This window comes from Paenibacillus typhae (assembly GCF_900099765.1).
GTDB classification, from domain to species: domain Bacteria; phylum Bacillota; class Bacilli; order Paenibacillales; family Paenibacillaceae; genus Paenibacillus_AQ; species Paenibacillus_AQ typhae.
Genome location: NZ_FNDX01000005.1, coordinates 235,496 through 251,951, shown reverse-complemented (window position 1 = coordinate 251,951; position 16,456 = coordinate 235,496). Strand labels below are relative to the sequence as shown.

General features: G+C 57.3%; 16 protein-coding genes. 5 read left to right on the top strand and 11 right to left on the bottom strand.

Annotation, left to right across the window (positions count from 1 at the left end; genetic code table 11):
* Positions 1-342 precede the first annotated feature (342 nt).
* The 4 genes from BLR64_RS30740 to BLR64_RS06960 form a co-directional block, all read right to left on the bottom strand.
* Entirely contained in the window at positions 343-3,750 is a 3,408-nt protein-coding gene (locus BLR64_RS30740) for a cellobiose phosphorylase (protein ID WP_244157632.1), read from the bottom strand.
* A 30-nt stretch (positions 3,751-3,780) separates the two neighbouring features.
* The gene (locus BLR64_RS06970) at positions 3,781-5,118 is read right to left on the bottom strand and encodes a glycoside hydrolase family 30 protein (protein WP_090713429.1); all 1,338 of its coding nucleotides are present in this window, start codon (positions 5,116-5,118) and stop codon (positions 3,781-3,783) included.
* A 99-nt stretch (positions 5,119-5,217) separates the two neighbouring features.
* Positions 5,218-6,234, bottom strand: coding sequence for a LacI family DNA-binding transcriptional regulator (locus BLR64_RS06965; RefSeq protein ID WP_090713428.1), 1,017 nt, complete (start codon positions 6,232-6,234; stop codon positions 5,218-5,220).
* 49 nt (positions 6,235-6,283) lie between these two features.
* Entirely contained in the window at positions 6,284-6,766 is a 483-nt protein-coding gene (locus tag BLR64_RS06960) for a hypothetical protein (RefSeq protein ID WP_090713427.1), read from the bottom strand.
* A 222-nt stretch (positions 6,767-6,988) separates the two neighbouring features.
* Here BLR64_RS06960 and BLR64_RS30735 point away from each other — a divergent pair, with 222 nt between their 5' ends.
* Complete coding sequence (locus BLR64_RS30735; protein ID WP_244157631.1) at positions 6,989-7,879, top strand: HNH endonuclease signature motif containing protein; 891 nt, start codon at positions 6,989-6,991, stop codon at positions 7,877-7,879.
* A 285-nt stretch (positions 7,880-8,164) separates the two neighbouring features.
* Here BLR64_RS30735 and BLR64_RS06945 read toward each other — a convergent pair whose 3' ends face one another.
* Positions 8,165-8,359 carry a YwbE family protein gene (locus BLR64_RS06945; RefSeq protein WP_039869328.1) on the bottom strand — a complete coding sequence of 65 codons (195 nt, stop codon included), beginning with the start codon at positions 8,357-8,359 and terminating at the stop codon, positions 8,165-8,167.
* A gap of 349 nt (positions 8,360-8,708) precedes the next feature.
* Here BLR64_RS06945 and BLR64_RS06940 point away from each other — a divergent pair, with 349 nt between their 5' ends.
* Positions 8,709-9,011 carry a hypothetical protein gene (locus tag BLR64_RS06940; RefSeq protein WP_090713426.1) on the top strand — a complete coding sequence of 101 codons (303 nt, stop codon included), beginning with the start codon at positions 8,709-8,711 and terminating at the stop codon, positions 9,009-9,011.
* 52 nt (positions 9,012-9,063) lie between these two features.
* On the opposite strand, the gene sdaAA is transcribed toward BLR64_RS06940, so the two are convergent.
* From sdaAA to BLR64_RS06925, 3 genes are all read right to left on the bottom strand, one after another.
* Positions 9,064-9,945 (bottom strand): L-serine ammonia-lyase, iron-sulfur-dependent, subunit alpha, encoded by an 882-nt coding sequence (gene sdaAA, locus BLR64_RS06935; RefSeq protein ID WP_090713425.1) that lies wholly within the window; start codon positions 9,943-9,945, stop codon positions 9,064-9,066.
* Positions 9,942-10,652: an L-serine ammonia-lyase, iron-sulfur-dependent subunit beta gene (sdaAB, locus tag BLR64_RS06930; protein ID WP_090713424.1), complete on the bottom strand. Its 711-nt coding sequence runs from the start codon at positions 10,650-10,652 to the stop codon at positions 9,942-9,944. The genes sdaAA and sdaAB overlap by 4 nt, the downstream gene beginning before the upstream one ends.
* 112 nt (positions 10,653-10,764) lie before the next feature.
* Entirely contained in the window at positions 10,765-11,181 is a 417-nt protein-coding gene (locus BLR64_RS06925) for a GNAT family N-acetyltransferase (RefSeq protein ID WP_090713423.1), read from the bottom strand.
* Between the two features lie 157 nt (positions 11,182-11,338).
* Between BLR64_RS06925 and BLR64_RS06920 the strand changes: the two genes are divergently transcribed.
* Positions 11,339-12,238 carry an SDR family oxidoreductase gene (locus BLR64_RS06920; protein WP_090713422.1) on the top strand — a complete coding sequence of 300 codons (900 nt, stop codon included), beginning with the start codon at positions 11,339-11,341 and terminating at the stop codon, positions 12,236-12,238.
* A 26-nt stretch (positions 12,239-12,264) separates the two neighbouring features.
* Positions 12,265-12,720, top strand: a complete 456-nt coding sequence (locus tag BLR64_RS06915) for a hypothetical protein (RefSeq protein WP_090713421.1) — start codon at positions 12,265-12,267, stop codon at positions 12,718-12,720.
* Between the two features lie 91 nt (positions 12,721-12,811).
* Here the strand turns inward: BLR64_RS06915 and BLR64_RS06910 are convergent, their stop codons facing one another.
* From BLR64_RS06910 to BLR64_RS06900, 3 genes are all read right to left on the bottom strand, one after another.
* Positions 12,812-14,563, bottom strand: coding sequence for an NAD(P)H-hydrate dehydratase (locus BLR64_RS06910; RefSeq protein ID WP_090713420.1), 1,752 nt, complete (start codon positions 14,561-14,563; stop codon positions 12,812-12,814).
* Between the two features lie 170 nt (positions 14,564-14,733).
* Positions 14,734-15,366, bottom strand: coding sequence for an NAD(P)-dependent oxidoreductase (locus tag BLR64_RS06905; RefSeq protein WP_090713419.1), 633 nt, complete (start codon positions 15,364-15,366; stop codon positions 14,734-14,736).
* A gap of 76 nt (positions 15,367-15,442) precedes the next feature.
* Positions 15,443-15,856, bottom strand: a complete 414-nt coding sequence (locus BLR64_RS06900; RefSeq protein ID WP_090713418.1) for a GNAT family N-acetyltransferase — start codon at positions 15,854-15,856, stop codon at positions 15,443-15,445.
* A 260-nt stretch (positions 15,857-16,116) separates the two neighbouring features.
* Between BLR64_RS06900 and BLR64_RS06890 the strand changes: the two genes are divergently transcribed.
* Complete coding sequence (locus BLR64_RS06890) at positions 16,117-16,425, top strand: hypothetical protein (protein WP_090713416.1); 309 nt, start codon at positions 16,117-16,119, stop codon at positions 16,423-16,425.
* Positions 16,426-16,456 lie beyond the last annotated feature (31 nt).

Here is a 16,456-nt window from a genome sequence, read left to right as displayed (position 1 = left end):
GGCTGAGTTAGTGGGATTTTTCCCTCTATTGCGTGCTGATTGAGCTACCTTTGGCTGAGTTAGTGGGATTTTTCCCTCTATTTTGCTCGTTGCTGCGGCTAGCGGCTCAATCAAAGGGATTTTTCCCTTTGATTAGGCCCTTCTACCCGCTGACTGCGGAATCAAAGGGATCTTTCCCTTTGATCGAGCCTTTCCGCACGCTAGCGGCTGAATCAAAGGGATTTTTTCCTTTGATTTACGCACCGGACGCGCTCGCGGCGGAATTCAGGAGCGAATTCGCCTCCCTGGCCGTCTGAGCAGCAAAAAAAGGAGGCCTCAACGGCCTCCCTCCACATCTTAACCTTACACCAGCTCCGCCCGGATTGCGGTGATCTCGCCCCGGCGCAGGGCCTCGGCCTCGTCACCGCGAAGCAGCGCCCCGTCGACCTGCCGGCTGCTTCCGTCGCCATAGGTCAGCGTAAGCTTGCCGATGACGGCCCGCTCCGCGCCATAGGTATCGGCCCGGCGCGGGTTATGATACGTTACTGCCGTTCTGCCCAGGAAGGTGAACATCAGCTCGCCCTGTTCGTCAAACAGCCAGCCCGGCAGGGCTGGAGCCAGCTCCACCGTCAGCTCCCCGTCCTCAAAGGCAAACATCCGGCTGCCCGCCATCATCGTTCTCCACATGCTGAGGAACTCAGCCGTCGAGCCGCTGAGTCTGGCCACAAAGCCCCGGCCATGGGTCAGCGGGTCCGGATTGCCGCCCGTGCTGATAAAGGAGGAATTCTCCAGCGTGCTGCGGCCGTATACAGCCGGTTCCAGGAACGGAATCAGCGAGGTTTGCATCTCACTGTAGAATTCCTCATACAGCCCCTCCTTCAGGAGTGCCAGCAGATACTTGTAGGACATATGCAGGAAGTTCGACTCCCGCTCCTGCCAGCCCGGAGTAAAGGCCCGGATACGCCCGATCTCATGTGATTCCTCTTCAAGCGATACCGAGGTACGGTACATTGAGGTTACCGGATCGAACAGTCCGCTGCCTTTAACTCTGCTGTAAATCTCCTTGGCCTGCTCATGACTGTCCAGCGTCTTGAGCCAGCGCGCCGGCCCCTCCAGGAAGTACGGCAGAGCTGCAGCCTCGAATTCCTCTACTACTGCCTTAGGCAAACCATAGCCGCTGATCACCGGTTTGCCGGCTTCATCCGTTACCGGCTGGTAACGCACCGCCTCAAAGCGGAAATACGTCGGCACCAGTCCGCCGCCCAGCGTTACCGCCCGCTCAATCCCTGTATTTACTTTATCCAGGAATTTGCCCAGCGCTTCACGGATTACAGCCAGGCTTACTTCAGCCTGTTCTCCGCTAATGCCGAAGCGGATGCTCTCCCGGTAAGTCTCGCGTGCTGCAGCAACGGTGTCCCAATAGCCGAAATCATCCAGCCCGCCAGCCAACAGCTTAGTTACTGCGCCCAGCACACGTTCCAGCAGCAGCGCAATTTCTACGGGCAGCGATACTACGCCTACAGCAGCCCCCAGGTCCGTTAGCAGCTCCTGCGTCCCTTGTGACTCCTGCAGCTCCTGCAACCCTTGAGCTCCTTGAGCTCCTTGTGCCGCCTGCAATCCCTGCATTCCCTGCAATCCCTGCAGCTCCTGTACCTCCTGTACCTCCTGTGCCCCAGCCAGCTCCCGAGCGGCCTCTACTTCCGGCACTCCTAGGCTTTCCAGCGCCTCCAGCATAAACACAAGCATCCGCTTGAGCTCAAACGTCTCGCTCATCCCGGAGCCGAACAGGCCCGGCAGGCCGTTCATCGCATCATTCCAGCCCGGCTTGTTGCCCTCCATCTCCACGCCCATGCCATAGGGATCAAGAGTTGCAAATTTGTTCAGCGCCAGCGAGAGCATTTTGACGAACAGGCTGGTGCGGTAGATCTCCCCGGTGCCGCCTTCCGTGCGCAGCCACTGGGTATCGCCTGCCTTGCGGTGCAGCCGGTGCAGCTTCTCCTCATCCTCGAGCAGTGCGCCGTACTGCCGCACCTTGCCGCCGCTGATCACATACTTCTCGCTGCGCGGCAGCACATAAGCAGGGCTGTCGTAGAACGTATAGGATTCATCGCCGAACAGCAGCTCCGCCAGCTTATCCGGGAATACCTCCAGATAGCCTTCAACCAGATCCAGGTTGTAGGTCCAGTGATCGCTCCAGAAGCCTTCACCGAAGGCGGCTTCGATATTTTGTTGGGACAGGGCCAGCACACCGCTGAGGAATTCCTGCTCATCCGTCTTGAGCTCCACCTGATGATCCGCGATGTAATTAATCAGCCGGCCTGGTGTGAATTTGCCGAGGCACAGGGCTGCAAGCTCCGCCTGATGATCCGCCGCAGCGTTCTCAATCCACTCTTTAAGCTGCGCAGCATGCTCCGGCAGCACCTCAAAGCTCGTTCCCTGCACGCTTAGCGGATTATAGCCGTCCGCCTGGATCAGGCTGTAGAACATTTTGATGTTAAAGCTGCCGACCTGCGGATGAAAAAACACATCGTTCCGCCGGTTCTGGTTCATATCGCGGAAGTTACCGTTCCCCTGCGAGTAATACTCCGGAGCCAGCGAGAAAAAGTTATAGTCCCGCTCCATATCGCCGTGCTTGCGTGAGTAGAGATGCACCACAAAGCCGTCTTTTCCATTGTCGAAAATAAACGGGTACCCGCCGCGCAGAAAATTATCGAGATAGGACTGGCGGCAGTACGCGTCAAAAATAGCGGAGGAGGTGCGCGTAGCAATATCCGCAGTCAGATTCTCGGTCAGCTCGGCAGCCTCCAGCATTTTGCCGGTGATATATTCGTCGCGGCAGAGCCGGTCAGCCTTGCGGTTGATTTTATCGATGTCACTGACATGCCCGATAATGGTGTTCAGTGTCAGCTTGCCGCCCGGAGCCAGTGTCCGCTGAACACCGCTGAAGCCGCAGGGCACCTTGTTCACCGGATATTGCGGCTCTGCAAGCAGCTCATCAAGCGTCAGACCGGCAAAGCGGTCCGGATAAGCAAGCGATGTATTAGCCCCGAAAATCACCTCAAAATCAACAACCGGCCGCAGCCGCTCCCCCTCCGCTGTAAAAGACAGATAGAAATGGCCGTTTTGGATCTCACTGATCTCAGCATCATCATTTGTACTGGAACGCAGCTTGTAGAAGGGAATGCCCTGCTCCAGATTATAGACCTCCATCCAGCTGCGCAGCAGGTTGCCCATTTCCTTATAGGCGCTGTTGGCCGATCCGTACGGAAGGATCTCCGGCAGACCGTCCAGCAGTTCCAGAGACCGCTCCGTACCGCCTGTATTCTCAATCTCCACCCGCCGCACCAGCGCCGCATAATCATCGTTTGGCAGATTAAAATAATGAACCGCCGTTTTTAGACCGTATCCGGCATGCTCCTCCTCAATCGTCAGCCCGTTCGGCAGGATCGTCATTTTCCGCTTCACCGCCGGGTCCGGATGTGAGGACTGGAACGGCTCATAGACCTCCCGATGCTCCCCCAGCTTAATAAAAGTGCGGAACCCGGACGATGCCACGTTCTTGTAAGAGATGCTGGCCGGTGAGAACTCCATGATCGGCGAGTTTTTATCGCGTACCCCGAAGCCGCACACCCCCTGCCCGCGGTTCACATAGAACGTCCACATGGGAATACCTTTGAGTCCGGCAAGCCCCGGCAGGAAGCTGGCAAACGGTTTATTTTCATGAAACTGCTCCATTACAAATTGGCCCGAATCAAAATAATAACGGCTCATATCATAACCTCCTGAAATTTGGATGTGCACTTACGCAATCACATGTGTAGCAATAGAGTGCGGCGGCAAAAGGCAACCGGCCAGCTCACTGCCAAGACCAAGCGTTACACTGCGTTCTTCATCGCTTTCGTTCATCAGCACAACGGCGATGCTGCCGTCAGGGTTGCGGAAAGCCGTCGACAGAATGCCGTCAATGGCAGATTCCAGGCCGATCCGCACAGCGCCGGGAGCGATATACTTACTGAAGTGGCCGATGTAAAAATAAGAGCTGTTATAATGGACCTCATCCGTAACCGTATCGGCAATTACAGGAGCGTCGCAGAAATTCCCCACATGGTTCGGCCCGCCGTTCTCATCGAGCACCAGATTCCAGTCCAGATAGCCCTCCGTCCAAGCGTTCAGATCACCGATCATATTCCGCCCGTAGCGCTCCCCGGTGAACCATTCCCCCAGACGCACGCCGCCCTCCTGGCAGCCCTCCGTGAACAGCACATGCTTATCCGGGAAAAGCTCATGCACCTTCGCCACCTTCTCGAACTCCTCACCGCCGTACCAGTGGATACCCGTCCCCCACACATACTTCGCCGCTTCCGGATCTGACAAAATAGGCGTAACCCGCTCGATCATAATGTCCCGGTTGTGATCCCAGATTACGATGTTCACATCGTCCATACCGGCTTCGTGCATGGCGGGTCCAAGATGGTTTTTGACAAAATCCCGCTCCTCCTCGGCGCTGTACACACAGGAATCCCAGGTCTGCACCGCCGCCGGCTCATTCTGTACTGATACTGCCCAGACCGGAATACCCTCCTTGCGGTAGGCCTCGATAAACTTCGTGTAATAACGCGCCCAGACAGCGGCATATTCCGGCTTCAGCGAACCGCCGTTGTTCATTTCCCCATTTGTTTTCATCCAGGCCGGCGGGCTCCAGGGGGAAGCCAGCATCGTAAAGGGGCCGCCTTTGACCTCCATGGCATCCTTAATCAGCGGCAGCACCCACTGGTGGTCATGGGATATATCGAACGTGGCCAGCTCCGTATCCTGCTCCTGCACATACGTATAATTGCCGAGCGCAAAATCACAGCTGTGAATATGCACGCGCCCCATGCTGTAGCCGAGGCCCTCCTCCGGGTGAAAATAGCTGCGGATCACCTCCGCCCGTCTGGCCGGGCTCATCCGCGACAGCGTGTAGGCCGCAGCCTCAGTGAAAGCGCCGCCAAAACCAATGATCCGCTGGAATTCCTGCTCCGGATGAAGCTGTATATCTGCCGTCTGCCCGCTGCCCTTCTGCCCGAACACCAGAGCCTCCCGCCGGCTTAGGCGCTCCCCGGTTTCTTTTGCCGTCACAACCGTTTGTACAGTCACCATCTGAACCCATCTCCCAAAATAGAATATAAAACAAGACTAAACCAAATCGAAACCGGTTTCGATTGTGCCGAAAAAAAAGTGCGACCTGGAAGAAACGTTTTATTTCTTACCAGGCGGCGCACAGGACTCCCGCTCAATCACTTCCACGGGCAGCACGATAGCCTCCATTCCGTTCCCCTTACGGTCAACCGATGCAAGCAAAACCTCTGCGGCACGGATTCCCAGACTCGCCGTATCCTGCCGGACCGTTGTCAGCCCAGGAGTTACGTAGCGGGCAAGCTCAATATCGTCATAGCCCATAACCGAGATGTCTCCGGGTACAGACAAGCCGCTGTCCTTAGCCGCCATCATCGCCCCGAGCGCCAGCATGTCACCGGAAGCAAAAACAGCCGTGGGCCGCTCGGGCAGTGCCAGCAGCTTCTGCATAGCGGAATAGCCGTTTTCCAGCACATAATACTCACCTTCGACAATGTATTCGTCCCGTAGCTCATGCCCGTGACGCTTCATTGCCGCAAGATAGCCCTCCTGGCGCTGATTGCCGGGAACGGTATTCACTCCGCCCGAGATATGCGCAATCCTGCTGTGTCCGAGTGAAGTCAGATAATCCACCGCCATCATTGCTCCGGTCATATTATCCGAACAGACGGTATGAGACTTCGGCGTCTCATAATCAAGGATCACGGTAGGAATATTGCTCTCCAGAAGCTCGAGGAAATAAGGGTCATCATAATCGGAAAGGAACACAACAACTCCGTCTACGCCATGAATCCGGCAATTCTCCAGATATCCGCTCTGCTTGCCGCCGACATCCTTCGAGATGAACATCAGAGCGTAGCCCTTGTCTACAGCGATCTGCTTGAAGCTCTCAATAACCGCCCCGAAAAAAGGATGACGGATCCCTGCCCCCGTGCCTTCCACAAAAAGAACACCCAGCGTCCAGGATTTCTTCGTGGTCAGTGTCCGGGCATGCGCGTTCGGCAGGTAGCCCATCTCCCGGGCGGTCCGCAGAATCTCCTCGCGGGTCTTGGCACGCACATCGGAATAATTATTGAACGCCTTCGATACCGTAGTCGGAGAGTAACCGGTTTTTTTGGCGATATCGTAAATGGTAGTCAATCCGGTTCACCTCCAGGGTTTTGAAAGCCCTTTTTTGTTCACTGCCATTCTAACTTCTTTCGGCAGAGCCGTCCAGCATAAAATATTTTTGCACCGGAGGCAGCATGGTGACTGCCAGAATAAGCAGGCCCACACAAGTATAGAAAACATGAACCACAGAGACAGCATTCATCATGTAAGTCTGCACCATAATCCAGATAATCTGCCCGAAGCCAATATACAGGGAGAAGGTCCAGGCAGGATGCAGCACCTTGAACGGTCCCAGCCCGGCATACCGCCGCCAGTCCGGTTTTTTCACCAGTCCGTAGAGTACTGCGAGCGGCAGAATTCCGAAAATAATCAGTAGCAGAAGACCCGGAATCATAAAGCTGTCAAAAGGCGATCTCTCAAGCACAGAGACCGGCATCCCCATCATTTCACCGCTCGGATCAACCAGCAGCATCAGCCCGCCGCCGATCGCCCCGATTCCCAGAAAAGCCTGCAGCACATACAGAACAATAACGGCGCCAGGCCTCTTTTTCAGCTGTCCCATGATCCGCTCCCCATTTCCGCATTTTTAATAAAGTTTACAGCTTTTCCCTGCCGAATGCCGAGACAGAAATCACAAAATCGTGAAAGGCCTGTTATTTCCCCTGCCGTGTGAATGGGCGCGCTTTACGTTATACTGGAACTACAGATTATCTTTTAAAAAATAAATGGAGCGGACAGACGCAGACAGAGCGTCTCTCCTAATATACCTATGACCGATACCAGCATGCCTGTTTCCAAACAATGTGCATATTGTCAGCAGCATAAGCCGCTTACCGAATTCCGCAGACGGACGGGCAAACGTTCCAAAGGCCAATCCCGCCGCGGCGCGTGCCGGGAATGCCGCAAGATCCACGGCAAAGCAGACATAAGCGGGCTCCCGCCGGTGCCGGGTACGGCTGTTTCAGCTCCTGTGAAGCCTGCTGTATCCGCTTCGGCCGGGAAGACCGGTCAAGCAGCCCACACAGCCATACCTTCTGCCCGGCAGGCAGCCGTCGCGGTTCCTGCAGGCCAAGGCCCTGCACAGCATACAGGGTCTGCTGCCCGGCAGACTGCCAAGACTCTGCCTACAAGAGGGGATGCACCGCACGAGCCCAAGACAGCACAGCCTAAGCCGCACTCCCGGCCGGTACGCTCCAGAGACAGCAAATCCTCTGCCGCAAGTGCAGGTGAACGCGCCAAACCGCGGCCGCGCCCGGCCGAGCAGCGGCGGAAGCCTCCGCTGGGCGGGTGGCCCAAGCCGGAGCCTGATGATTACTCCGCGCTCGTGCCCTCGGCCAAAGGGATGATTCTGATGCGCGGCCACAGTGACAAGGGGCGGCGCTGGCACCAGGAGATTGATCTGGAGCTGGCCGTTACACTGGTCCGTGAGCACGCTGCTGTCGTGGTTAACCGCCGGACCATCCGCCGCCTGTACAGCAACAAGGATTTCCGGAAGCTGATTCTGACAAGGGACAACTATACCTGTCATTTCTGCGGCCTGTACGGCGACACGATTGACCATCTCCTGCCCCGGGCCAAAGGCGGCCATACCACTCCCGACAACTGTGTCTGCGCCTGTAACCTGTGCAACCAGACCAAGGCGGATATGGATGTGGAGGAATTCATGCGGCGGTGAGGCGGAGCGCTGTAGCAAGTCCCTGCGACGGGACGGAGCTCTGGGACGAGAGCCGGACGGAGCTCTGGGGCGAGAGCCGGACGGAGCTCTGGGCGAAGACAAGCTGCCAAGCGCTCCGTACCGTCTGGTAATAAAAAAGCACCAGCGCTTTATATCAGCCGGCGCCGGAAGGCACTGCAGGATACAGCGGGTGCTTAATGCAACGCTTATGAAGATGTGCAGAGTACTTGGAGCCTGTTGATCATAAACCAGCTGTCTGCAGCTTTGCAATATAGGGCCGCAGCATCAGCCTGTGATCTTTTTGACCCGGCCGACCTGCCCGTCAGCCAGCCGCACCTTGATTCCATGCGGGTGGCGGGGCGAATTGGTGAGAATGTCTTTTACTGTACCGTGTGTAAGCTTGCCGGTAGCCTGATCCTGCTTCAGCACAATATCCACCTCAAGCCCGGGACGGATATCCGCTCTAACCTGTCCGTTCATCCTAAGCCTCCTTTCGTAAGCTGCAATGAAGCCACACTATTAATAGCGGCTATAACTAAGTGGATTTTCGGCAGCTAATTTCACCATTTCTCAAGCTTTCTAAGCATTAGGTGGAAAATCGCCACTTATTTTTGACCATTAATGCTATTATGGGCTAAATAATCAGAATTAGGTGTCTTTTTTCCATTTAGTCTGCTCTATATTGCCTTAAGCCCGGAAATAGATGGCGATTTTCCACTTAGTATAATCGGTAATACAATACCCTGGATAATCGCTCCTGCAAGGTTAATATCAATAACACTGCAGGAAGCCGGCCGACAATTACCCCAAGGATAAGGATGAGACAGCTATGGCCTTCGGAATTAACAGAGAAGAACTGAACCAGTGGAAAGCGGCGGTCCTGCGGGGAGAGATTGCTTTTTTGACCCATTACTGGATTGATCCCCGGTTCCCGGGTATAACCACCGTAACCAAAGTAGGCTGCAGCGACCTCCCCCGTCTACGTCGCTGGTGTGAGCAGAACGGTCTTCCCCCGCAGTATATCCATAACCGCAGACCGTTTCCCCACTTCGACCTGCTCGGTCCCAAGCAGCCGGAAATTCTCCGGCGCGAGGGAAAGTGGGAGCAGCTGGAACGGTTCCGTATGCTATAAACCGCTGAATAGAGATAGGGTAAACGTTAGCGGCCGGAAAAAATCCCGCCCTTTAGCCCTTCTTGTTCCGTAGATCCTTCATGATCTGACGGCCGGTCGGTGTCTGGGCCAGACCGCCTCCGGCGGTCTCGCGGTGCTTCTCCGGCATGGCTGAGCCGACCTCCAGCATCACCTTGATCACTTCGTCTGAAGGGATCACGCTGCGTACGCCTGCCAACGCCATATCTGCAGCAGCAAGAGCAGTAACAGCCCCGAAGCCGTTGCGTACGATGCAGGGAATCTCGACAAGCCCGCCAACCGGATCGCAGATCAGGCCAAGCGTATTTTTGAGCGCCAGCCCCACGGCATGGATAGCCTGGGCCGGCGTCCCGCCCCGCAGCTCGGTAAGCGCCCCGGCTGCCATGCCGATCGCCGAACCAACCTCTGCCTGACAGCCGCCCTCCGCTCCGGATACAAAGGAATTATTGGCAATAACATAGCCGATCGCCCCTGCAGCGAACAGCCCCGAAACCATATAATCGTCATCCCAGCCGAAACGCTCCTGGCAGCTGAGAAAGACTCCCGGAATAATGCCGCAGGAGCCTGCTGTCGGAGTCGCTATAATCCGGCCCATCGAGGCATTCACTTCCGATACCGCCAGCGCATAGGCCATTGCCTGTCCGGCCGGTCCGCCCAGGAATGGCTCACTAGCCGCGTTATAAGCACCTACCCGCTGGGCATCAAGGCCCGTCAGACCGCTGCGCGAGGTGGTATCCTGAGTCATCCCGCGGTGTACCGCTTCTTTCATGACTCCGTAATATTCCTTCATTGTGGCAAATTCCTGTTCCTGCGGACGTCCCGATTCCGCGCTCTGCTCCTCAAGCATCAGCGCTCCGATGCCGAGACCCCGCTCCTCGCATAATACAGCCAGCTGGCTCAGTGTTTGAAAATTCATGGTGTGCTTTCCTTCCCTTTCTGTTCTTGCTTGACTCCGTTCAAGTCCACCACTTTGACCGATTTCACGGCTGTGAGGGCCTGCAGCTCCTGAAGCAGCCCGGCTGTTGCCGGCTCATCCAGCTCCAGCACGGTGAGTGCCGCGCCGCTGCGGTTTTTGCGGTCAAGCGACATATGACCGATATTAAACTGTCCTCTGCGCATGACATCCGTAACGCTGGCCAGCACGCCGAGATAGTCCATATGATTGATCAGCACCGTGGGATACATCCCGGTTAGCTTCACGCCGAAGCCGTCGATATCCACAATTTCGATATTTCCGCCGCCGATGGAGATTCCCGTCAGCGTCAGCTCCGTACCGGTATCCCGGCCGACCAGGCGGAGCCTGACCGTATTCGGATGCGGGAACAGGCCTGTGCCCTGACGGAAGGAGATGTCCATTCCGGCTTCAGCGGCCAATTCGACCGAGTCTGGCAGCCTGTGGTCATCCGTAGCAAAATCCAGCAGTCCGCCGATAATCGCCCGGTCCGTCCCGTGCCCCTGATAGGTGGCGGCAAAGGATCCGAAGAAAATAATCTCCGCCTCACGCGGCAGTTCACCCAGAACCTGGCGTGCAGCCCGGCCGATCCGCGCGGCACCGGCGGTATGAGAGCTTGAAGGGCCGACCATAGCGGGCCCGATTATTGAGAATACATCCTTGAAGCGCATTGTTCTGATCACCTTTTATTAAGTTCGCCATATTAATTGCCTATACATTATACTGCACGAACGCAGAACCTACACCATTACATTCATTGTCACCTAAGGACTGCAGCTTTTATTATGTATTTTGTGAAAAAAGTACGAGGCCCTCCCGCTCCTGCCAGCCGGTTCCCGACCAGAAGCTGCGTCCCAGCGTATTGCCTTCAATCACCATCAGATGACACTTCGCTATGCCTGCCTCATGAAGGGCCGCCAGTGCTCGGGATACCAGCTCACGGCCGGCCCCTTTGCCCCGGCAGGCTGTACTGACGGCTACATGGTACATATATCCCCTGCGCCCGTCATGCCCGCACATAACCGTACCGGCAAGCGTTCCGTCTTCTTCCTCGCATACCTGGCTCAGGCCCGGATTCCGCCCGAGAAACTGCAGAATCCCCTCCCGCGAATCGGCTTCGCTAAGGCCCATCCCCGCCGTATTTTCCCACAGCCTGCAGGCTGCGTCATAATCCTCTGCTACCATTGCTCGATACAGCATATTATTTATCCACCTTTCTATTATTCAATTCAGGTACAGCAGCATACATAAGCGCCCGGTCATTTCCGATGTCTTATGCCGCAGAAAGCGCACGCTTTTCTGGGCGGATGCATAGAAATATACAAAACCGGAAGCACGCAAGGAGGAATATAGCGCAATGAACCCGACATATCCCTTTTACGGGGAACAGACGGTGTGCCGCACACAAAAAATCGCCTTCCCCCCGCAGCACCAGAACCGCCAGCCCGGACTGGAGAGCCTGATGCAGCCCCGGCCGATCAGCGAAGATCCGGAAATCCGCGGCAGCGGCAGGCTAAAGGGCAAGGTGGCCCTGATCAGCGGCGGGGACAGCGGGATCGGCAGGGCGGCGGCTATCGCTTTTGCCAGGGAAGGGGCGGATGTGGCCATTGCCTATCTGTATGAGGCCTCTGATGCCAGCGATACAGCACGGCGCATTGAACAGCTTGGCCGCCGCTGCCTGCGGATTGAGACAGATTTGCGGTATCGGAACAACTGCTTTCAGGCGGTGGAGCAGACCGTGCAGACACTAGGCAGGCTGGATATTCTGGTCAATAATCTTGCGGTACAGTATCCGCAGCGCAGTCTTCTGGACATTACAGAGGAGCAGCTGCATCAGACCTTTCAGACCAATATCTTTCCGTTCTTTTTCATGAGTCAGGCGGCATTGCCGCATCTGACAAAAGGCTCATCCATCATCAACACCGCCTCGATTACCGCTTACCAGGGCAATAAGGAGCTTATTGATTATTCGTCAACCAAAGGCGCTGTCGTCACCTTCACACGTTCCCTTGCCCTGTCGCTTGCCGAAAGCGGAATCCGCGTCAATAGTGTGGCTCCAGGCCCGGTATGGACTCCGCTGATCCCATCCAGCTACACCGCCGCCGAGGTCAGCGTATTCGGAACCGATACGCCGCTGGGTCGGGCGGCACAGCCCTATGAGCTTGCCGGTGCCTATGTCTATTTGGCCAGTCCCGATTCAGCCTACGTTACCGGCACCTGCATTCATGTCAATGGAGGAGACATGGTTACAAGCTGAGATCACACCTGAAAGGACGTTTTCAGATGAACAAAATCAAGGAGTATGACATGCCTTCCGTAAGGCTGTCGGCAGGTATTTACGCCCTGTCCAAGTTGTCCGCTGCCGGGCTGACCTTTATGCTCGTCTCTCTTGTCCTGCTCGGACTCCCGCATACGGACGGGGTTCCGGAAGGATGGCCGGTCTCAGTCCCGTATGCCGTCTACGCCTACGCCCTGCCTGCAGCCCTGATTGCCGACGCCCTGCTGTCCATGTTCCGTTCTTCCAGGCTCGGCCCTTCCCTTATCCTCTACGCCGCTGCCGGATTCGGGGCCGGACTGTGGCTTGCTTCAGAGCAGGGCGGAGATACACAGACCTGCGGCCTGTACGGAATCGGCATCCTGCTGCTGTTCCGCCTCGCCCAGCTGGCCGGCGAACGTTACCCGCTGCTGCTGCCTGTATTCGCCCTGTTCGTGCCGCTGCTCTGCCTGGTCCTGCAATAGCCGGAGTTAGCGAAGCTACTGTATACCGGTACTGAGAAATGCTAATGCGCAATCTGTCCGCAGCCCCGTTGATGCAGATCCATAGCAGCTTCTAGAGCGCCTCAATCATATCTCCGGCGATCAGTGCCGACGGATGATTCCGTGAGCCGGCCGCCCGCTCGCCGGCCAGTCCGTGCAGATACACGCCGAAGGCTGCTGCCTGGACGGCATCCATGCCCTGGGCGAGCAGGCCGGCTATCATTCCCGTCAGCACATCGCCTGCTCCGCCAGTGCCCATTCCCGGATGGCCTGTGGCGTTGACATAGACCTCCCCTTCAGGCGAGGCAATTACGGTGTGTGAGCCTTTGAGTACAAGGACCACGCTGTGCTTTACGGCATAAGCCTGGGCAAGACCGATCCGGTCACGCTGTACCTGCGGCGTGGATACGCCCGCGAGCCGGGCCATTTCCCCCGGATGAGGGGTTAGAATAACCGGCCTGCCGGGACTGGACCATTCCGTATAGTTGCATTCCGCCAGAATATTAAGGGCATCCGCATCCAGCACCAGCGGGCTGCTGATCCCTTCCCACAGCATGCGGAGCCATTCCCTGTCTCCGGCAAACCGGCCCAGTCCGGGACCTGTGGCAACCACATCACGCTTCCCGCCAAGCCGCAGCACCTCAGCGGCTGTCTCCGCATTCCAGGTGCCGTCCTCTCCGCCGCCGGCTGCAGCCAGCATGATCTCCGGAGCGGCACCGATTACATATGGCAGCAGCGCTGCAGGCAGTGCCCAGGTCACCAGACCGCAACCTGCCCGCAGCGCGGCCCGTGCCGCGAGCAAGCCGGCGCCGCTCATGGACAGGCTTCCCGCCGCCAGCAGGACATGCCCGTAGGTGCCCTTGTGGCCCTCGGGCGAGCGGCGGCGCGACACGTCGACCCCGAGACGGGTCTGCAGCACTTCCGGGGTCAGCAGGCTGGCCTGCACCCCGGCCTCCCGGGCCAGAGCAGCAGGGATGCCGATGGAGCGGACCACCACCCTCCCGGCTGCTCCCGCGCCGGGATACTGCACCAGCCCGCGCTTGAGCAGCGCGAGGCAGACCGTCACCGCTGCATGAATGCAAGGCTCATGCAGCGCCCCCGTGTCCGCGTCCAGCCCGCTGGGGATGTCCGCGGACACAATCGGCTTGCCGCTGGCATTGGCCGCGGCAATCAGGTCCGCATAGGCACCGCGCGGCTCTCCCGCGCTTCCGGTGCCGAGCAGGGCATCGACGATGCCGGTGCAGCCGGCAAAGTCGATGCGGTCCCGGCCGTGGACCACGGCCGGAATCCCCAGCGCCGCTGCAGCATCACGCTGCACGGCGGCTTCCCCGGCCAGCGTCTGCGGCGCGGCCGCATACACCAGCGTGACGGCGAGGCCTGCCTCACGCAGGTGCCTGGCGGCGGCGAGGCCGTCGCCGCCGTTGTTGCCTTTGCCGGCGAGGATCAGCCAGTGCTCGGCGGCGGCATGGTCCAGGGTCAGCGCGCGGTCGGCGCTGACCCTGAATTCCTGCGGCGGCTGCGCACCGCCGCTCACCCCGCTGCTGCCGTTCCAGCCGCCGCCTATGCTGCGACCGGTACCGCCCGTAACACTCCCCCCGTTGCTGCCTCTGCGCACAATATCACTTTCCATGCCCCAGTCAGAGCCATGCCCTGCATCGGCGTGCACACTGTTTCCACTGTTATACTGCCTGCGCCGGCATAGTGCAATGACTTCCTCAGCAATCGCACGCCCGGCATTCTCCATGAGCGCAATTGCCGGAATGCCCAGCTTCTCTATCGTAGTACGGTCCAGCTGCCGCATTTCCTCTGCAGTGACCAGATCCATATACCTCAACCCCTTCCCTGTCTCGCTTGATTAAGAATCAGCCAGGCTTGCACAAGCAAAAGAGGCAAGCCTTACAGCATCATATGCAATAAGTCTTACCCCTCCTGCGCAGGGGAACAATCCCCTTTGGGCGGGCTGCAGCTGCTGCCCGCCCCGCTTATTAAGGTGAATCAATACGCTACTGTGAACCGTTCCCGGCTGAAGTTGCCCTCCTCAAGCTCATCAACCACGGCGGCGGCAAAATCCTCCACGCTGATACTGCTCTCGCCGTTCTCATCCGTAATCAGCCGGTCCAGGCCGATCCGGAACATGCCGGTCCGGCGGCCGGAGACAATTGCTGCAGGCGGGCTGATATAGGTGTAATCCAGCTCTGAGCCCCTGTATATTTCATAAGCATGCGCATGCGCTGCAGCCAGCGGCCGGAGCTCCCCGGGGAATCCGGCCGTATCCATCAGCCACTCCCCGGACTCAGTCTTCAGGCTGCCAGCACCGCCAACAATAATCAGACGCTCTACACCTGCCTGCTGCAGCCCTTCGATCAAGGAGTCTGCCGCTCTGAGCAGGTCATTTTCCTGCCCCGGATCTGGCCCGAAGGCGCTAATAATTTCACCGTGCCCCGCTACTGCCGCGGCAACAGATGCCGGATCAAGCGCGTCCACGCGTACAATCTGCAGACGTTCATGCTGCAGCTCCAGCGATTCCGGATGGCGGACGGCTGCGGTTACCTCATGTTTTCTTTTTAACGCTTCCTGTACAATGGCCTTTCCAATGGTTCCTGACGCTCCTATTACCACTACATCCATCTTTCGTTTCCTCACCTTTCGTCTGCTAGCATGCCGCTTTATCCGTCAATTCGTGCTAAGTTTATATATCTACGCTCTACCGCCGCAGAAACATCCCCTGTGACTCAGGCATAACAGGAGTGAAGCCATACTGCGCATAGAGCCTGGCGGCCTCACCATCTGCAATCAGGCTTACATAGGACGGCTGCGGCACAGTATCAAGAAACTGCCTGATTTCGTGCATGACCGCTTTTCCCAAGCCCCGGCCCTGATAGGCAGGCTTTACCGCTATGTCCGTAACCTGAAAAAAGCAGCCCCCGTCCCCTATCACCCGGCCCATGCCCACCAGCTGCCCGCCATCATATAGGGTAACTGCAAAACAGGATCGCGGAAGTCCGGCGGCCGCGCCTTCAGCACTCATCGGACTCAGGCCCGCCTCTATCCGCAGAGCCAGATACTGCTCTACTGAAGGCAGCTCATGGCGTATTTCCGGTTTAGATACATGGTTCATACTTGATCTTCCCCCCGCTCTCTGACAGGGGTATGCTGACTGTCCCCTGCACTGTTACCAATATATACGCAGCAGCAGCCGCAATCAAGGCGAGGGGCGGATAAGCCCGGGGTTCATTTTGAAACGGATCGCCGATTCCAACGTATGCTATAAAGAATTCCGCCACAGACATCATTGCCTATTCTCAATCCAAGAAGACGGGTAACTAATAGTAATATAATCAGGCTCCACTATAACTTGAAAAGGATCGGTGAACCATCATGTCATCACTGGGCAAATTATTTAAATGGGGGACTTTTGCGTACGAGGCGTTTCTGGCCATTCCGTTTATCGGGGGTACCTTCGTTGTCGCCAATGCCTGGCTGCCGCTCGGCGTTGCCTTCCTGCTCCATGCGGCGGCTGTAGTCATCCTGCTGAGAGAACGCGGGCCGTACATCGGTAACATGATCGGAATTGTCACTTCGGTAGTTGCACTCATTCCGTTTGTCGGCTGGATCATGCATGCCATTACCGCTATCGTCCTGCTGATCGAAGGCCTCTCCGGCAACCGCAGGAGACCACAGTACTAACATTATAGAATTACAGCAAAACAGAGCAGCG